We start from the raw sequence: 15813 nt of genomic DNA, 5'->3' as shown, positions 1-15813 counted from the left end.
CCACCGAAACCGCGCTGCGCCAGTCTCATGGCCCATAACCGGCCTGCACCCCCCGACCCGCCGGACCGCTCAGGCACCGCCCGCACGGGGCCGTTCAACCGACGAGGAGACGCCGATGGCCCCAGCCATCATGCTTGCCGCGGAGGCACCCAAGCTGTCTGCCGCGAACACAGGCTTCATGCTCATCTGTTCCGCCCTGGTGCTGGTCATGACCCCGGGCCTGGCCTTCTTCTACGGAGGCATGGTCCGCGTCAAGAGCACCCTCAACATGCTGATGATGAGCTTCATCAGCATGGGCATCGTCACCATCCTGTGGGTGCTCTACGGCTTCTCCCTCGCCTTCGGTGAGCACAACAGCCTCATCGGCTGGAACCCCGACTGGTTCGGCCTCAGCAAGATCGGGCTGACGGAGCTGTGGCCCGGCTACACCATCCCGGTCTTCGTCTTCATGGTCTTCCAGATGATGTTCGCCATCATCACCCCGGCCCTGATAAGCGGCGCCCTCGCGGACCGCGTGAAGTTCTCGGCCTGGTCGCTCTTCATCGCCCTGTGGGCCACGATCGTCTACGTCCCGGTCGCCCACTGGGTGTGGGGCGCCGACGGCTGGGCCTTCAAGCTCGGCGTGATCGACTTCGCGGGTGGTACGGCGGTCCACATCAACGCGGGTGCGGCGGCCCTCGGTGTCATCCTCGTCATCGGCAAGCGCGTCGGCTTCAAGAAGGACCCGATGCGCCCGCACAGCCTCCCGCTGGTCATGCTCGGCGCGGGCCTCCTGTGGTTCGGCTGGTTCGGCTTCAACGCGGGCTCCTGGCTCGGCAACGACGACGGCGTCGGCGCGCTGATGTTCGTCAACACGCAGGTCGCCACCGGTGCCGCCATGCTGGCCTGGCTCGCCTACGAGAAGATCCGGCACGGCGCGTTCACCACGCTGGGCGCCGCCTCCGGCGCGGTCGCCGGCCTGGTCGCGATCACCCCGTCCGGTGGCGCGGTCTCCCCGCTCGGCGCGATCGCCGTCGGCGCCATCGCCGGTGTCGCCTGCGCCGCGGCCGTGGGCCTGAAGTTCAAGTTCGGCTACGACGACTCCCTGGACGTCGTCGGCGTCCACATGGTCGGCGGCATCATCGGCTCCCTGCTCATCGGCTTCTTCGCCACCGGCAAGGGCCAGTCCACCGCCACGGGCGTCTTCTACGGCGACCACACCTGGACCCAGCTGTGGAAGCAGTGCGCCGGTGTCGGCGCGGTCCTCGGCTACTCCCTGGTCGTCTCCGCGGTCCTCGCCTTCCTGCTGGACAAGACGATCGGCATGCGGGTCACCGAGGACGAGGAGATCTCCGGCATCGACCAGGCCGAGCACGCCGAGAGTGCCTACGACTTCAGCGGCACCGGCGGCGGTGTCCTCGGCTCCGTCGCCCACGCCCCGGCCCTGGCCGCCGCGCAGACCAAGAAGGTGGACGCATGAAGCTCATCACCGCCGTCGTCAAGCCCCACCGGCTGGACGAGATCAAGGAGGCGCTTCAGGCCTTCGGCGTCCACGGACTGACGGTCACCGAGGCCAGCGGTTACGGTCGGCAGCGGGGCCACACCGAGGTCTACCGCGGTGCCGAGTACACCGTCGACCTCGTCCCCAAGATCCGCATCGAGGTGCTGGCCGAGGACGACGACGCCGAGCAGCTGATCGAGGTCATCGTCAAGGCGGCCCGCACCGGCAAGATCGGTGACGGCAAGGTCTGGTCCCTGCCGGTCGAGACGGCCGTAAGGGTCCGCACCGGCGAGCGCGGTCCGGACGCGCTCTGACCACAACGGGTGAACGGGAGTCGCTGGGTGACGGGAACGGACGTGCGTACGGAAGCAGAGGACTCGGGACCCAGCGGCTACGCGGCGGCCCGGCTGCGCCTCCTCACCGAGGGGGCGCGGTCCGGGCCGCCGCGCCGTGCCGCCCTCGCGGAGCTGACGGACGACTGGCTGGCCGGACTGTTCGGCGCGTCGGCCCGCGATCTCAGGGGCGTCTCCCTGGTCGCCGTCGGCGGCTACGGCCGCGGCGAGCTGTCCCCGCGCAGCGACCTCGACCTCCTGCTGCTGCACGACGGCTCCGACCCGAGCGCGGTCGCCGCCCTGGCCGACCGCCTCTGGTACCCCGTCTGGGACCTCGGTATCGCCCTCGACCACTCCGTGCGCACCCCCGCGGAGGCCCGCAAGACGGCCGCGGAGGACGTGAAGGTCCAGCTCGGCCTTCTGGACGCCCGCCATCTCGCCGGCGACCTCGGCCTCACCGCCTCCCTGCGTACGGCCGTCCTCGCCGACTGGCGCAACCAGGCCCCCAAACGCCTCCCCGAACTCCAGGAACTCTGCGCCGAGCGCGCCGAACGCCAGGGGGAGCTGCGGTACCTGCTCGAACCCGACCTCAAGGAGGCCCGCGGCGGGCTGAGGGACGCCACCGCCCTGCGTGCGGTCGCCGCCTCCTGGCTCGCCGACGCCCCGCGCGAGGGCCTCGCGGACGCCCGCCGGCGCCTGCTCGACGTACGGGACGCGCTGCACCTGGCCACCGGGCGCGCGACCGACCGGCTCGCGCTGCAGGAACAGGACCAGGTGGCCGCCGAGCTGGGTCTGCTGGACGCGGACACGCTGCTGCGGCAGGTCTACGAGGCGGCGGGGGTCATCTCGTACGCCAGTGACGTCACCTGGCGCGAGGTGGGGCGCGTGTTGCGTTCACGCGCCGCCCGGCCGCGCCTGCGCGCCTTCCTGGGCGGCGGCAAGCCGGTCGCGGAGCGGTCGCCGCTGGCCGAGGGCGTGGTGGAGCAGGACGGCGAGGTGGTGCTCGCCCGTGCCGCACGCCCGGAGCGCGACCCCGTACTCCCCCTGCGCGCCGCGGCCGCCGCCGCGCAGGCCGGCCTCCCGCTCTCCCTGCACGCCGTACGGCGCATGGCCGCCGCCGCACACCCCCTGCCCACGCCCTGGCCCGCCGAGGCCCGCGAGCAGTTGGTGACGCTGCTCGGCTCCGGACGCCCGACGGTGGACGTCTGGGAGGCGCTGGAGGCGGAGGGCCTGATCAGCCGCCTCCTGCCGGACTGGGAGCGGGTCCGTTTCCGTCCCCAGCGCAACGCCGTCCACCTGTGGACGGTCGACCGGCACCTGATCGAAACAGCCGTCCGCGCCTCGGAAATGACCCGCCGCGTCAGCCGCCCCGACCTGCTCCTGGTCGCCGCCCTGCTGCACGACATCGGCAAGGGCTGGCCCGGCGACCACTCGGTGGCCGGCGAGATCATCGCCAAGGACGTCGCCGCGCGGATCGGCTTCGAGCGCGCGGACGTGGCCGTGCTCTCCACCCTCGTCCGCCACCACCTCCTGCTGATCGAGACCGCCACCCGCCGTGACCTGGACGACCCGGCCACAGTCCGCGCGGTCGCCGAGGCGGTCGGCACCCAGAGCACTCTGGAGCTGCTGCACGCGCTGACGGAGGCCGACGCCCTCGCCACCGGACCGGCGGCCTGGTCCTCCTGGCGCGGCTCCCTCGTCGCGGACCTGGTCCGCCGGGCCTCCGCCGTGCTCGCCGGGGACGCCCCCCACGAGCCGGAGCCCGCCGCGCCCACGGCCGAGCAGGAGCGGCTGGCGATCGAGGCGTACCGCACGTCGGGCCCGGTCCTCGCGCTGCGCGCCCAGACGGAACCGCTCGCGCAGGAGGGCGGCTCCGGCGAACCCCTCGGCGTCGAGCTGCTCATCGCCGTACCCGACCAGCCCGCCGTGCTCCCGGCGGTCGCCGGCGTCCTCGCGGTGCACCGCCTCACGGTCCGTACGGCGGAACTCCGCGCCCTGAGACTGCCCGACGACGTCGAAGACGGCTCGGTCCTGCTGCTCAACTGGCGTGTCGCCGCCGAGTACGGCTCCCTGCCGCAGGCCACCCGGCTGCGCGCCGACCTCGTCCGCGCCCTGGACGGCACCCTGGACATCGCCGGCCGCCTCGCCGAACGGGACGCGGCCTACCCCCGCCGACGCGGCTGGGTCGCCCCGCCGCCGCGCGTGACGGTGGCCCCGGCGGCCTCCCACCACGCCACGGTGATCGAGGTCCGCGCCCAGGACGCCCCGGGTCTGCTGCACCGCATCGGCATGGCCCTGGAGAAAGCGGGGGTACGGGTGCGGAGCATGCATGTGAGCACGCTGGGCTCCAACGCCGTCGATGCGTTCTACGTCACCACCGGCACGGGTGCCCCGCTGCCGGCGGCGGACGCGGCGTCGACGGCGCGGGCGCTGGAGGAGACGCTGCGGGCCTGACCCCGCGGCCCGGTCGTCCCCGCGCGCCCTCTCGGGAGGGCGCGCGAGGACGAAGAGCTTGCGGGGCCGGATACCCTGGAAGACGCTCAGACTGCCCCCGACTCCGAGGACCGACGCCGCCGTGTTCGATACTCTTTCCGATCGCCTCTCAGCGACCTTCAAGAATCTGCGCGGCAAGGGGCGTTTGAGCGAGGCGGACATCGACGCCACCGCACGCGAGATCCGCATCGCGCTCCTCGAGGCGGACGTCGCCCTGCCGGTCGTCCGCACGTTCATCAAGAACGTCAAGGAGCGTGCCCTCGGCGCCGAGGTCTCGCGCGCGCTGAACCCCGCCCAGCAGGTCCTGAAGATCGTCAACGACGAGCTCGTGACCATCCTCGGCGGCGAGACCCGGCGCCTGCGCTTCGCCAAGCAGCCGCCCACCGTGATCATGCTGGCGGGTCTGCAGGGTGCCGGTAAGACCACCCTCGCGGGCAAGCTCGCCAAGTGGCTCAAGGAGCAGGGCCACTCCCCGCTGCTGGTCGCCGCCGACCTCCAGCGCCCGAACGCCGTCAACCAGCTGAGCGTCGTCGCCGAGCGCGCCGGTGTCGCCGTCTACGCGCCCGAGCCGGGCAACGGCGTCGGCGACCCGGTCAAGGTCGCCAAGGACTCCGTCGACTACGCGAAGTCCAAGGTCCATGACATCGTGATCGTGGACACCGCCGGCCGCCTCGGTATCGACGCCGAGATGATGCAGCAGGCCGCGGACATCCGCGACGCGGTCTCCCCGGACGAGATCCTGTTCGTCGTCGACGCGATGATCGGTCAGGACGCCGTCAACACCGCCGAGGCCTTCCGCGACGGCGTCGGCTTCGACGGTGTGGTGCTCTCCAAGCTCGACGGTGACGCCCGCGGTGGTGCCGCCCTGTCGATCCGGCAGATCACCGGCAAGCCGATCATGTTCGCGTCGAACGGCGAGAAGCTGGACGACTTCGACGCCTTCCACCCGGACCGGATGGCCTCCCGCATCCTCGACCTGGGTGACCTGCTCACCCTGATCGAGCAGGCGGAGAAGACCTTCAGCCAGGAAGAGGCCGCCAAGATGGCCTCGAAGCTGGCGTCCAAGAAGGGCCAGGACTTCACCCTGGACGACTTCCTGGCCCAGATGGAGCAGGTCCGGAAGATGGGCAGCATCAGCAAGCTGCTCGGCATGCTCCCGGGCATGGGCCAGATCAAGGACCAGATCCAGAACATCGACGAGCGGGAAGTCGACCGCGTGGGCGCGATCATCAAGTCGATGACCCCGGCCGAGCGCCAGGATCCGACGATCATCAACGGCTCGCGCCGCGCCCGTATCGCCAAGGGTTCCGGTGTCGAGGTCAGCGCGGTCAAGAACCTGGTCGAGCGGTTCTTCGACGCCCGCAAGATGATGTCGCGCATGGCGCAGGGCGGCGGTATGCCGGGCATGCCGGGGATCCCGGGCATGGGCGGCGGCCCCGGCCGGCAGAAGAAGCAGCAGAAGAAGGCCAAGGGCAAGCAGCGCTCCGGCAACCCGATGAAGCGCAAGCAGCAGGAGCTGGAGGAGGCCCAGCGCCGCGAGGCCGCCGCGCAGGGCGGGAACGCCTTCGGGGTGCCGCAGCAGGGCGGCCAGGACTTCGAGCTGCCGGACGAGTTCAAGAAGTTCATGGGCTGAGCCCCGCTCGTACGTCCCTGAGGGCGCCCCTCGGCCGAGGGGCGCCCTCAGCGCATGCCAATGTCCGCCATGTGCCTTAACGTCCAGATATGAGCGATGCGGTGCCACCGCGCAAGTCCCCTGATCAGCCGTGGCGCACCGAGGGCAATCCCGATGAATCGCCCGGGCGGCCCGGCGGCGGACGGATCCGCGGCGGAAAGTGGTGGGGGCTTCTCGTCACTGCGGTGATCGTCTTCCTGCTGGCCTACGCCGGGCTGAACTACCTGGGCGAGGGGAACCAGCCGACGATCTCGTACACGGAGTTCAGCAGACAGGTCGCCACCGGCAACGTCGCCAAGCTCTACTCCAAGGGCGACGCCATCCAGGGCGAGCTCAAGCACGCGCGGGCCAATCCCGAGGGCGGCGGGAAGTACACCCGGTTCAGGACACAGCGCCCGGCCTTCGCGGACGACCGGCTCTGGCAGAGCCTGAGCAGTCACGGTGTCACGGTGACGGCACGGCCGGTCGTGCAGGAGCGCAGCCTGCTGTCCAACGTGCTGATCTCGCTGATCCCGATCGTGATCCTGGTCGCCGTGTGGATCTTCTTCGCGCGGCGGATGGGCGGGGCCCTGCCCGGCGGCGCGGGTGCCCTGTTCGGCCGCCGGGCGCCGCCCAGGCCGGTCGGGCTGCGGCCGGGCACCGAGCGCACGACCTTCGCGGACGTGGCCGGTATCGACGAGGTCAAGGGCGAGCTCGACGATGTCGTCGACTTCCTGGAGCACCCCGACGTCTACCGCAGTATGGGTGCGAAGCTGCCCCGCGGGGTGCTGCTCGCGGGGCCGCCCGGCACCGGCAAGACACTGCTCGCACGCGCGGTCGCGGGCGAGGCCGGCGTGCCGTTCTTCTCCGCCTCGGCGTCCGAGTTCATCGAGATGATCGTCGGCGTCGGAGCCTCCCGCGTCCGCGAACTGTTCGCCGAGGCCCGGAAGGTGGCGCCGTCGATCATCTTCATCGACGAGATCGACACCATCGGCCGGGCGCGCGCCGGCGGTGCCTCGATGAGCGGGCACGACGAGCGCGAACAGACGCTGAACCAGATCCTCACGGAGATGGACGGCTTCTCGGGCTCCGAGGGTGTGATCGTCATCGCCGCGACCAACCGCGCGGACATCCTGGACCCCGCCCTGACCCGTCCCGGCCGCTTCGACCGGGTGGTCAACGTGGCCCCGCCGGATCGCGGTGGCCGTGAGGCGATCCTGCGGATCCACACCCGGCAGATACCGCTCGCGCCCGATGTCGACCTGGCCCAGCTGGCCCGCGTCACCCCCGGTATGACCGGCGCGGACCTGGCCAATCTCGCCAACGAGGCCGCCCTGCTCGCGGTCAAGCGCAAGCAGCAGCAGGTGACCGGGCCGGACCTGTCCGAGGCGCTGGAAAAGGTCCAGCTGGGAGCGGAGCGCACTCTGGTGATGCCCGAGGAGGACCGCCGCCGCACCGCGTACCACGAGAGCGGCCACGCCCTCCTGGGCATGCTGCAGCCCGGCGCCGATCCGGTTCGCAAGATCACCATCGTGCCGCGCGGCCGGGCTCTCGGCGTGACCATGTCCACGCCCGAGGTGGAGCGGTACGCCCACTCGGAGGAGTACCTGCGCGGGCGCATCATCGGCGCCCTGGGCGGGATGGCGGCGGAGGAGGTCGTCTACGGAGTGGTCACCACGGGTGCGGAGAACGACCTCGAACAGGTCACCAACATCGCGCGCGGGATGGTGGCCCGCTGGGGCATGAGCGATCGGGTCGGCCGCCTGTCCGCCCTGCCGAGCGACGCCCAGCAGGCCTACGGGCTGTCCGCCGCCCCGCAGACCCTCGACGTGATCGACGCGGAGATGCGGCGGATCGTGGACGAGTGCTACGAGGAGGCCCGCCGCAAACTCCGCGACCACCGCGGCCAGCTGGACGCCCTGACGCAGGCGCTGCTGGAGAACGAGACGCTGGAGGAGGCGGAGGCGTACCGGATCGCCGGCATCACACGCCTGACCAAGGGCCTCGACGAGGTCTAGGGGGCTTGACTCGGATCAGGTGGACCCGGGCTGATCCAGACGAAACCCCTAGGGCAGCCGGGCGACGAGGTAGCGGAAGACGTTCGGCATCCACACGGTCCCGTCCGGGCGCCGGTGCGGATGCAGGGCCTCCGTCAGCTCCTTGTCGACCTGCTTGGCGTCCGTCGCCGCGGTCGCCGCGTCGAACAGGCCGGTCGACAGCAGCCCGCGTACGGCGCTGTCGACATCGGCGTAGCCGAACGGGCACGCCACCCGCCCCGAGCCGTCGGGCTTCAGCCCCGCCCGCTGGGCGACCTCCTCCAGGTCGTCCCGCAGGGCGGGCCGCCAGCTGCGCGCACTGCCCAGGGGATCGGCCAGCTTCGTCGCCACCCGCAGCACCGAGGAGGTGGCGCAGCGCTCCGGCGGGCCCCAGCCGGTCAGCACCACGGCGGCGCCGGCCGCGGCCAGGGGCAGCACGTCCGCGAGCAGGTCACCGAGCCCCTCGGAGTCTCCGGCGAGGCAGCCGATCGGTTCGAAGACGGTCACCAGGTCGTACGCGGCCGTCTGAGCGCCGTCCGCGTCACGGGGCGAACCGTCGACGAGGCGCGCGGTCGCACGCGCGTGTGGGCGGGTTCTTCCGCCGTGCGCGGTCACGCCGCCGCCCCGCGGGGCGGCCGGCTGCAGCCGTTCGCGGGCGAGGGCCAGCCGTTCGGGGGAGGAGGTGTCGGCCCCGGTCACCGCGGCACCTCTGCCCGCCGCCAGCAGCAGGGCCAGCCCGGAACCGCAGCGCAGGCCCAGCAGCCGGGTCGCGGGGCCCACTTCGAGTCGTTCGTAGACGGCTTCGTAGAGCGGCACCAGCATCCGCTCCTGGATCTCGGACCAGTCACGCGCGCGTGCGCACAGGTCCACGCGGGGTGCGGAATCCGCGTGAGATGCGTGTTGCCGCACGAGCGTAGGTGTCATAGGTAAGCGCCCCAATCCGCCGACAGTTCGCCGCTGTGCCCGGTTGCGTGGTCCCCGTGCCGTGCGCGCGTACTTCCCACGTATGCCAGGTAACTCCCGCCTCGCGGCCCCGTCCAGGGGGTGTGGGGTTCCGCTTGGGCCCGGGACGCGGGTGTGGCGAGATTTCACATCCCGGTCATCTGGAAGGCCATACGGTGTCCGCTTCCGGGGTACCGGCCGGTGCCTGGCGCCGGACGGCGAGCGGTAACGTCACGGCCGTCCCGGACGCTGACCGAGGTGAGGCATCGTGAGGAGAGCGGCCGAAACGTCTCTTGCGCAACCGCCGCCACCGGCTGCACCGGGTCGTACACGCCGGGTCGTACGGCGGACTACGCACCAGCTTGGTATGAGCTGTGCGGCTTCTCCGCAGATCAGCGCACCCGCCCTCGTCCGGACGCATCAGTGGCAACTGACGGGTACGTGCAAATTATTTGAGATGACCCGGAATAGGAACACATTCGAGCTCCCGCTCGTTGTCATTACGTGAGCACGACACAGACACCACCTGTTCTCGCCGCAGAGCTGGCGCAGGCGTGGGCCGACATTCAGCGGTACCACCCCGAGCTGCCGGACCTCGCCGCGCCAGAGTCCCTGATCGGGGAGTCGTCGTCCGCGTGCGGTCACGAACTCTCCTTCGAGCGACTGCTCCATGAGGCAGTCCACGGCATCGCCGCCGCCCGCGGGATCCGCGACACCTCCCGCGCCGGCCGCTACCACAACCGCCGGTTCCTCGCGATCGCCGAGGAAATGGGCCTCGACCATCCCGAGGAGCCGCACCCGAGCAGCGGCTTCTCCCTGGTCACGCTCAATCCCGAGGCCAAGCGACGCTACCGCCCGACCATCGAGCGGCTGCAGCGCGCGCTGAGGGCGCACACGGCGGCCACCTCGTCGGACACCTCCCGCACCTTCCGCGGCCCGGCCGCCCGGCACGGATCCTCCGGCGGCGGCGTCCGTGTCAAGGCGGTCTGCGACTGCGGCCGCAACGTCCGCGTGGTCCCCTCGGTCCTGGCCCAGGCCCCCATCGTCTGCGGCGGCTGCGGCAAGCCGTTCAGGATCCCGGAGGTCGCGGGAGCGGCGTGATCGCCGGCCGCGAGCACCGGCATCTCGTGGGTGCCGGTTGGTGGCCGAGCGGCAACTTCACAGCACCGGGCAGCGCACCCGACGTGACCTCACCTCCACGCCGGGTGCCGCTGACGCATGCCCCGGCCCGGCCCACGCACCCTCGGCCAGAGGCGCCCCGCGGGGTGTGGCACAATGGCTAGCTGTACTCGACAGCCGCACAGGACCCCTCTCTCCTCCGGCTGACGCGTCCATCGGGCACTCGGGTACCGCAACCCCACGCGGCAGCTCGCCGTGCCCAACCACGTCAAATCCAGGAGAATCCACTCCCGTGGCAGTCAAGATCAAGCTGAAGCGTCTGGGCAAGATCCGTTCGCCTCACTACCGCATCGTCGTCGCCGACTCCCGTACCCGCCGTGACGGCCGGGCCATCGAGGAGATCGGCAAGTACCACCCGACCTACAACCCGTCGGTCATCGAGGTGGACGCCGAGCGTGTGGCGTACTGGCTGGGTGTCGGCGCGCAGCCGACCGAGCCCGTCCTCGCCATCCTCAAGAAGACCGGCGACTGGCAGAAGTTCAAGGGCGAGCCGGCTCCCGCGCCGCTGCTCGTCGCCGAGCCGAAGCCGGCCCGTCCGTCGTTCGAGGCTCTCGGCGGTGACGACGAGGGCAAGGGTGAGGCGATCACCCAGAAGAAGAAGGCTGAGAAGAAGGACGAGGCGGCTGCCGAGTCCGAGTCGACCGAGGCCTGAGCAGCATGCTCGAAGAGGCGCTTGAGCACCTCGTGAAGGGCATCGTCGACAACCCTGACGATGTGCAGGTCGCCTCGCGCAACCTGCGCCGCGGGCGCGTGCTCGAGGTCCGGGTCCACCCGGACGACCTCGGCAAGGTGATCGGCCGCAACGGCCGCACCGCGCGTGCCCTGCGCACCGTCGTGGGCGCCATCGGCGGTCGCGGTGTCCGCGTCGACCTCGTCGACGTGGACCACGTCCGCTGACGCTTCATCGCAACCGGCTCGGGCCGGGGAGGGCCACTGGGCCGTCCCCGGCCCGCAGTCGTATGACAGGAGATCAGGCACAGTGCAGCTGGTAGTCGCACGGATCGGCCGTGCCCATGGCATCAAGGGCGAGGTCACCGTCGAGGTACGTACCGACGAGCCGGAACTCAGGCTCGCGCCCGGCGCCGTACTCGCCACGGATCCCGCCTCCACGGGACCGCTGACCATCGAGACGGGGCGCGTCCACAGCGGCCGCCTCCTCCTGCGCTTCGAGGGCGTCACCGACCGCAACGCGGCCGAGGCCCTGCGCAACACCCTCCTGATCGCCGAGATCGACCCGGAGGAACTGCCCGAGGGCGAGGACGAGTACTACGACCACCAGCTCATCGACCTCGACGTGGTCACCGAGGACGGCATGGAGGTCGGCCGGATCACCGAGATCTCGCACCTGCCCTCGCAGGACCTGTTCATCGTCGAGCGCCCGGACGGGACCGAGGTCATGATCCCCTTCGTGGAGGAGATCGTCACCGCGATCGACCTGGAGGAGCAGAAGGCCGTCATCGCCCCGCCGCCGGGTCTGATCGACGACCGCGCCGAGATCGCGTCCGCCCGGGAAGCCTCCGGAGAAGAGTCGTAATGCGCCTCGACGTCGTCACGATCTTCCCCGAGTACCTGGAACCCCTGAACGTCTCCCTCGTCGGCAAGGCACGCGCGCGTGGGCAGCTGAACGTCCACGTGCACGACCTGCGGAACTGGACGTACGACCGCCACAACACGGTGGACGACACCCCCTACGGCGGTGGTCCCGGCATGGTCATGAAGACCGGCCCCTGGGGCGACGCCCTGGACACGGTCCTCGCCGACGGCTACGAGTCCGGCGCCCAGGCCCCCGCACTGATCGTCCCCACCCCGAGCGGCCGCCCCTTCACCCAGGAACTGGCCGTCGAACTCTCCGAGCGCCCCTGGCTGATCTTCACGCCGGCCCGCTACGAGGGCATCGACCGGCGCGTGATGGACGAGTACGCGACCCGGATGCCCGTCTACGAGGTCTCCATCGGCGACTACGTGCTCGCCGGCGGCGAGGCGGCCGTCCTGGTCGTCACGGAGGCCGTCGCCCGGCTGCTGCCCGGAGTCCTCGGCAACGCCGACTCCCACCGCGACGACTCCTTCGCGCCCGGCGCGATGGCGAGCCTCCTCGAAGGCCCCGTCTACACCAAGCCGCCCCTCTGGCGCGGCCGGGACATCCCGGACGTGCTGCTCAGCGGCCACCACGGCAGGATCGCCCGCTGGCGCCGCGACGAGGCCCTGCGGCGCACGACCGCCAACCGGCCCGACCTGATCGAGCGCTGCGACCCGAAGGCCTTCGACAAGAAGGACCGCGAGATGCTCTCCATCCTGGGCTGGGAGCCCGATCCGGACGGGGAGCCGTACGGCCGATTTTGGCGGCGGGCCGAGGGCGTGGAAGAATAGACCGCTGTTGTGCGCCCGTCCGGTGTGCGCCCCTGCCACAGGGGGAGACGACGCCCGCCCCGACCCGCACGGCAGACTTCCCGTACACCTAGTTTCCGTTGATGACCTGTGGCATCAGCGAAGAAAGCAGACGAAATGTCTCACCTGCTCGACTCCGTCGACGCCGCGTCGCTGCGCAGCGACATCCCGGCCTTCCGTCCGGGTGACACCGTCAACGTCCACGTCCGCGTCATCGAGGGCAACCGCTCCCGTGTGCAGCAGTTCAAGGGCGTTGTGATCCGTCGCCAGGGCGCCGGTGTCCGCGAGACCTTCACGGTCCGCAAGGTCTCGTTCTCCGTCGGCGTCGAGCGCACCTTCCCGGTGCACACCCCGATCGTCGAGAAGATCGAGCTGGTCACCCGTGGTGACGTGCGCCGCGCCAAGCTGTACTACCTCCGTGAGCTGCGCGGCAAGGCCGCGAAGATCAAGGAGAAGCGCGAGAGCTGAGCGCTTCCCCGGTGTCACGGCCCTCACCGGGCTCACAGCGGAGCCGGATAGCATCTGGCTCCGATGGACACCGAAGCACAGCCGACGGAACGCGACCGCTCCTCCCACCCGGATTCCCCGGGTCCGGAGGAACGGTCGCGTTTCGCGTTGGTGGCACGGATCGCCGACTGGCTGCCGGGCGGCCGGATCACCCTCACCCTCTTCGCCTGCCTGGCGTTTTTGCTGGTCCTCAACGCTTTCGTGATGCAACCGTTCCAGATTCCGAGCGGATCCATGGAACAGGGTTTGAGGATCGGGGATCGCGTTCTCGTAAATAAGTTGGCGTACCGTTTCGGTGCCCAGCCGCGCCGCGGTGATGTGATCGTCTTCGACGGCACCGGGTACTTCGGGGACGCGGACTACGTCAAGCGCGTGGTCGGGGTAGGGGGAGACCATGTCGTCTGCTGTGACAAGAAGGGAAGGATCGAGGTGAACGGCCGTGCGGTCGACGAGTCGGCGTTCCTCTATCCGGGGGACAGCGCCTCCAGTGTGCCCTTCGACGTCGCCGTCCCCGCCGGCCGTCTGTTCGTCCTCGGCGACCACCGCGGCGACTCCAGCGACTCCCGGGACCATCTCGGCTCGCCCGGCGGCGGCATGATCCCGGTCGGTGACGTCATCGGCCGCGCCGACTGGATCCTGTGGCCGTACGCCCACTGGACGCACCTGACCCGGCCGTACGCCTACGCACGCGTGCCCGCCGCTTCGCCGGAGCGGGCCCATGGGTAACCGCGGCAAACGGCGCGGGGTGCCCACCAGTCCCGCCGAGGATCTGCTGCCCACCGGGTCGCGCCGCGCCTCCGCGCCCGGCGGCGGCCGTACGCGCGCGGAGCGGCGGAAACTCCAGCGCAAGGTCAAACGCAAGCGCCGGCGTTCAGCGGTTCGCGAGATCCCTCTCCTGGTCGGCGTGGCCGTCCTGATAGCGCTGGTCCTGAAGACCTTCCTCGTCCAGGCGTTCGTGATCCCGTCCGGCTCGATGGAGCAGACGATCCGGATCGGTGACCGCGTCCTGGTCGACAAGCTCACCCCGTGGTTCGGCTCCAAGCCGCAGCGCGGGGACGTCGTCGTCTTCCACGACCCGGGCGGCTGGCTGGCCGACGAGCAGACGGCCAAGAAGCACGACCCGGTCGTCGTCAAGCAGCTCAAGGAAGGCCTCACCTTCATCGGCCTGCTGCCCTCCGACAACGAGAAGGACCTGATCAAGCGGGTCATCGGAGTCGGCGGCGACCACGTCAAGTGCTGTGACGCGCAAGGCCGGGTCACCGTCAACGGCGTACCCCTCACCGAAGGCGACTACCTCTATCCGGGGAACTCGCCCTCGGCCACCCCCTTCGACATCACCGTGCCCAAGGGCCGGCTGTGGGTGATGGGCGACCACCGGGGCAACTCGGCCGACTCACGCGCCCACCAGAACACCTCCTACGGCGGCACGGTCTCCGAGGACTCCGTCGTCGGCCGGGCCGTCGTCATCGGCTGGCCGGTCGGTCACTGGACACGTCTGCGGGAACCTAAAACCTTCGCAAGCGTCTCCGACTCCGTGTCGGGGGTGACCGCCGGTCCCCGGCTGTCGCATAGGGTTGCCCCCGAGAATCCGAACGGAACGACCCAGCTCCCGACCCCTGCGGAACTCCCGCTCGTTATGGGAGTGGTGGGCCTGCGTCGTATGTGGGGCAGGCGGCGGCACAGAGTAAGGAGTTGGCGTGGGGGATGTGGCGGTTGGCGCACGGTCGGGGCACGACGGCGAGGAGCACCGCGGGCACCCCGTGGAAGCGAACGTCCCCGTCCCGGACGGCGCCATGACCTCCGGGAATGACCCGGCGGGCGGCGAGGGCACGCCGCAGGACGAGCCGCGGTCCCGGACCGGGGACGCGGGTGCCGGCGAGGCCGCCGGCCGGCCGAGGAAGCAGCGCTCCTTCTGGAAGGAGCTGCCGATCCTCGTCGTCATCGCGCTGGTCCTGGCGCTCCTGATCAAGACGTTCCTGGTGCAGGCGTTCTCGATCCCGTCCGCCTCGATGCAGAACACCCTCCAGGTGGGTGACCGCGTCCTGGTCGACAAGCTCACCCCGTGGTTCGGCTCCAAGCCCGAGCGCGGCGAGGTCGTCGTCTTCCACGACCCGGACGACTGGCTGGCGGGCGAACCGGCGCCGACCCCGAACGCGGTGCAGCAGGTCCTCAGCTGGATCGGCCTGATGCCGTCCGCCAACGAGAAGGACCTCATCAAGCGCGTGATCGGCGTCGGCGGCGACACCGTCCAGTGCAAGGGCACCGGCCCGCTGACGGTCAACGGCAAGGCCCTGAACGAGCCGTACGTCTACCCCGGCAACACCCCGTGCACCGACGACGAGGTGGGCGGCCAGTTCAAGGTGAAGGTCCCCAAGGGCTACATCTGGGTGATGGGCGACCACCGCCAGAACTCCAAGGACTCCCGTTACAACCAGTCCGACAAGAACCACGGCATGGTCCCCGTCGACAAGGTCGTCGGCCGCGCGATCGTCAAGGCCTGGCCGATCAACCGCTGGGGCACCCTGCCGATCCCGGACACCTTCGACCAGCCCGGCCTCGGGCAGCAGACCTCGGCGTCCGCCGCCCTGACGGTGGCCCCGCAGGGCGTGGCGATCGCGGCGGTGCTGCCGGTGGCGGTGTGGCGGCGCCGCAGGGCGGTGAAGGCCGAGCGCGGCTGAGCGGCGGCGCTCTTCCCGCCGACCGAGTCGGGTGGCGGGCGAGGCGGGAGCCAGGGGCGGAGCCCCAGGGACGATCGGTCCACCGAGTCACCCGGGTGGGTGGGCAAGGTCCGGTACCGCCGGGTAGGGT

The 15813-nt window shown here is 70.8% G+C and carries 15 protein-coding genes; 14 read left to right on the top strand and 1 reads right to left on the bottom strand.

The window, feature by feature from the left end; genetic code table 11:
- Positions 1-115: 115 nt before the first annotated feature.
- From ACWC94_RS15360 to ftsH, 5 genes are all read left to right on the top strand, one after another.
- Positions 116-1459, top strand: coding sequence for an ammonium transporter (locus tag ACWC94_RS15360; protein ID WP_450797029.1), 1344 nt, complete (start codon positions 116-118; stop codon positions 1457-1459).
- Positions 1456-1794, top strand: a complete 339-nt coding sequence (locus ACWC94_RS15355; protein WP_030990174.1) for a P-II family nitrogen regulator — start codon at positions 1456-1458, stop codon at positions 1792-1794. The genes ACWC94_RS15360 and ACWC94_RS15355 overlap by 4 nt, the downstream gene beginning before the upstream one ends.
- A gap of 27 nt (positions 1795-1821) precedes the next feature.
- A complete protein-coding gene (locus tag ACWC94_RS15350) occupies positions 1822-4266 on the top strand; it encodes a [protein-PII] uridylyltransferase (RefSeq protein WP_450797028.1) in 2445 nt (814 codons plus the stop codon).
- Between the two features lie 121 nt (positions 4267-4387).
- Positions 4388-5938 carry a signal recognition particle protein gene (gene ffh, locus ACWC94_RS15345; RefSeq protein ID WP_450797027.1) on the top strand — a complete coding sequence of 517 codons (1551 nt, stop codon included), beginning with the start codon at positions 4388-4390 and terminating at the stop codon, positions 5936-5938.
- Between the two features lie 89 nt (positions 5939-6027).
- Positions 6028-7974, top strand: coding sequence for an ATP-dependent zinc metalloprotease FtsH (gene ftsH, locus ACWC94_RS15340; protein ID WP_450797026.1), 1947 nt, complete (start codon positions 6028-6030; stop codon positions 7972-7974).
- Positions 7975-8022: 48 nt separating this feature from the next.
- Here ftsH and ACWC94_RS15335 read toward each other — a convergent pair whose 3' ends face one another.
- Positions 8023-8916, bottom strand: a complete 894-nt coding sequence (locus ACWC94_RS15335; protein ID WP_450797025.1) for a class I SAM-dependent methyltransferase — start codon at positions 8914-8916, stop codon at positions 8023-8025.
- 522 nt (positions 8917-9438) lie between these two features.
- On the opposite strand from ACWC94_RS15335, the gene ACWC94_RS15330 reads away from it, so the two are divergent.
- The 9 genes from ACWC94_RS15330 (at position 9439) to lepB (ACWC94_RS15290) (ending at position 15683) form a co-directional block, all read left to right on the top strand.
- The gene (locus ACWC94_RS15330; protein ID WP_363218174.1) at positions 9439-10035 is read left to right on the top strand and encodes a hypothetical protein; all 597 of its coding nucleotides are present in this window, start codon (positions 9439-9441) and stop codon (positions 10033-10035) included.
- 310 nt (positions 10036-10345) lie between these two features.
- Positions 10346-10765 carry a 30S ribosomal protein S16 gene (rpsP, locus tag ACWC94_RS15325; protein ID WP_030785131.1) on the top strand — a complete coding sequence of 140 codons (420 nt, stop codon included), beginning with the start codon at positions 10346-10348 and terminating at the stop codon, positions 10763-10765.
- Between the two features lie 5 nt (positions 10766-10770).
- Positions 10771-11010, top strand: a complete 240-nt coding sequence (locus ACWC94_RS15320) for an RNA-binding protein (protein ID WP_003973401.1) — start codon at positions 10771-10773, stop codon at positions 11008-11010.
- Between the two features lie 82 nt (positions 11011-11092).
- Positions 11093-11647, top strand: coding sequence for a ribosome maturation factor RimM (gene rimM / locus ACWC94_RS15315; RefSeq protein ID WP_450797024.1), 555 nt, complete (start codon positions 11093-11095; stop codon positions 11645-11647).
- A complete protein-coding gene (gene trmD / locus ACWC94_RS15310) occupies positions 11647-12480 on the top strand; it encodes a tRNA (guanosine(37)-N1)-methyltransferase TrmD (RefSeq protein WP_450797023.1) in 834 nt (277 codons plus the stop codon). Before rimM ends, trmD begins: the two co-directional genes overlap by 1 nt.
- A gap of 135 nt (positions 12481-12615) precedes the next feature.
- The gene (gene rplS / locus ACWC94_RS15305) at positions 12616-12966 is read left to right on the top strand and encodes a 50S ribosomal protein L19 (RefSeq protein ID WP_450797022.1); all 351 of its coding nucleotides are present in this window, start codon (positions 12616-12618) and stop codon (positions 12964-12966) included.
- Positions 12967-13029: 63 nt separating this feature from the next.
- Complete coding sequence (lepB, locus tag ACWC94_RS15300; protein WP_450797021.1) at positions 13030-13731, top strand: signal peptidase I; 702 nt, start codon at positions 13030-13032, stop codon at positions 13729-13731.
- A complete protein-coding gene (lepB, locus tag ACWC94_RS15295; protein WP_450797020.1) occupies positions 13724-14815 on the top strand; it encodes a signal peptidase I in 1092 nt (363 codons plus the stop codon). Before lepB (ACWC94_RS15300) ends, lepB (ACWC94_RS15295) begins: the two co-directional genes overlap by 8 nt.
- Positions 14703-15683, top strand: a complete 981-nt coding sequence (lepB, locus tag ACWC94_RS15290; protein WP_450797019.1) for a signal peptidase I — start codon at positions 14703-14705, stop codon at positions 15681-15683. Before lepB (ACWC94_RS15295) ends, lepB (ACWC94_RS15290) begins: the two co-directional genes overlap by 113 nt.
- Positions 15684-15813 lie beyond the last annotated feature (130 nt).

The sequence above is a fragment of the Streptomyces sp. NPDC001135 genome, assembly GCF_053598395.1.
The sequence above is the reverse complement of the archived record's forward strand: the minus strand, read 5'-3'. Positions and strand labels throughout refer to the sequence as shown.

Bases quoted from the DNA above. Each gene is read 5' to 3' on its own strand.
- ACWC94_RS15360 (WP_450797029.1), top strand. From the start codon at position 116: ATGGCCCCAGCCATCATGCTTGCCGCGGAGGCACCCAAGCTGTCTGCC.
- ACWC94_RS15355 (WP_030990174.1), top strand. From the start codon at position 1,456: ATGAAGCTCATCACCGCCGTCGTCAAGCCCCACCGGCTGGACGAGATC.
- ftsH (WP_450797026.1), top strand. From the start codon at position 6,028: ATGAGCGATGCGGTGCCACCGCGCAAGTCCCCTGATCAGCCGTGGCGC.
- ACWC94_RS15335 (WP_450797025.1), bottom strand. From the start codon at position 8,916: ATGACACCTACGCTCGTGCGGCAACACGCATCTCACGCGGATTCCGCA.
- ACWC94_RS15320 (WP_003973401.1), top strand. From the start codon at position 10,771: ATGCTCGAAGAGGCGCTTGAGCACCTCGTGAAGGGCATCGTCGACAAC.
- trmD (WP_450797023.1), top strand. From the start codon at position 11,647: ATGCGCCTCGACGTCGTCACGATCTTCCCCGAGTACCTGGAACCCCTG.
- rplS (WP_450797022.1), top strand. From the start codon at position 12,616: ATGTCTCACCTGCTCGACTCCGTCGACGCCGCGTCGCTGCGCAGCGAC.
- lepB (WP_450797021.1), top strand. From the start codon at position 13,030: ATGGACACCGAAGCACAGCCGACGGAACGCGACCGCTCCTCCCACCCG.
- lepB (WP_450797020.1), top strand. From the start codon at position 13,724: ATGGGTAACCGCGGCAAACGGCGCGGGGTGCCCACCAGTCCCGCCGAG.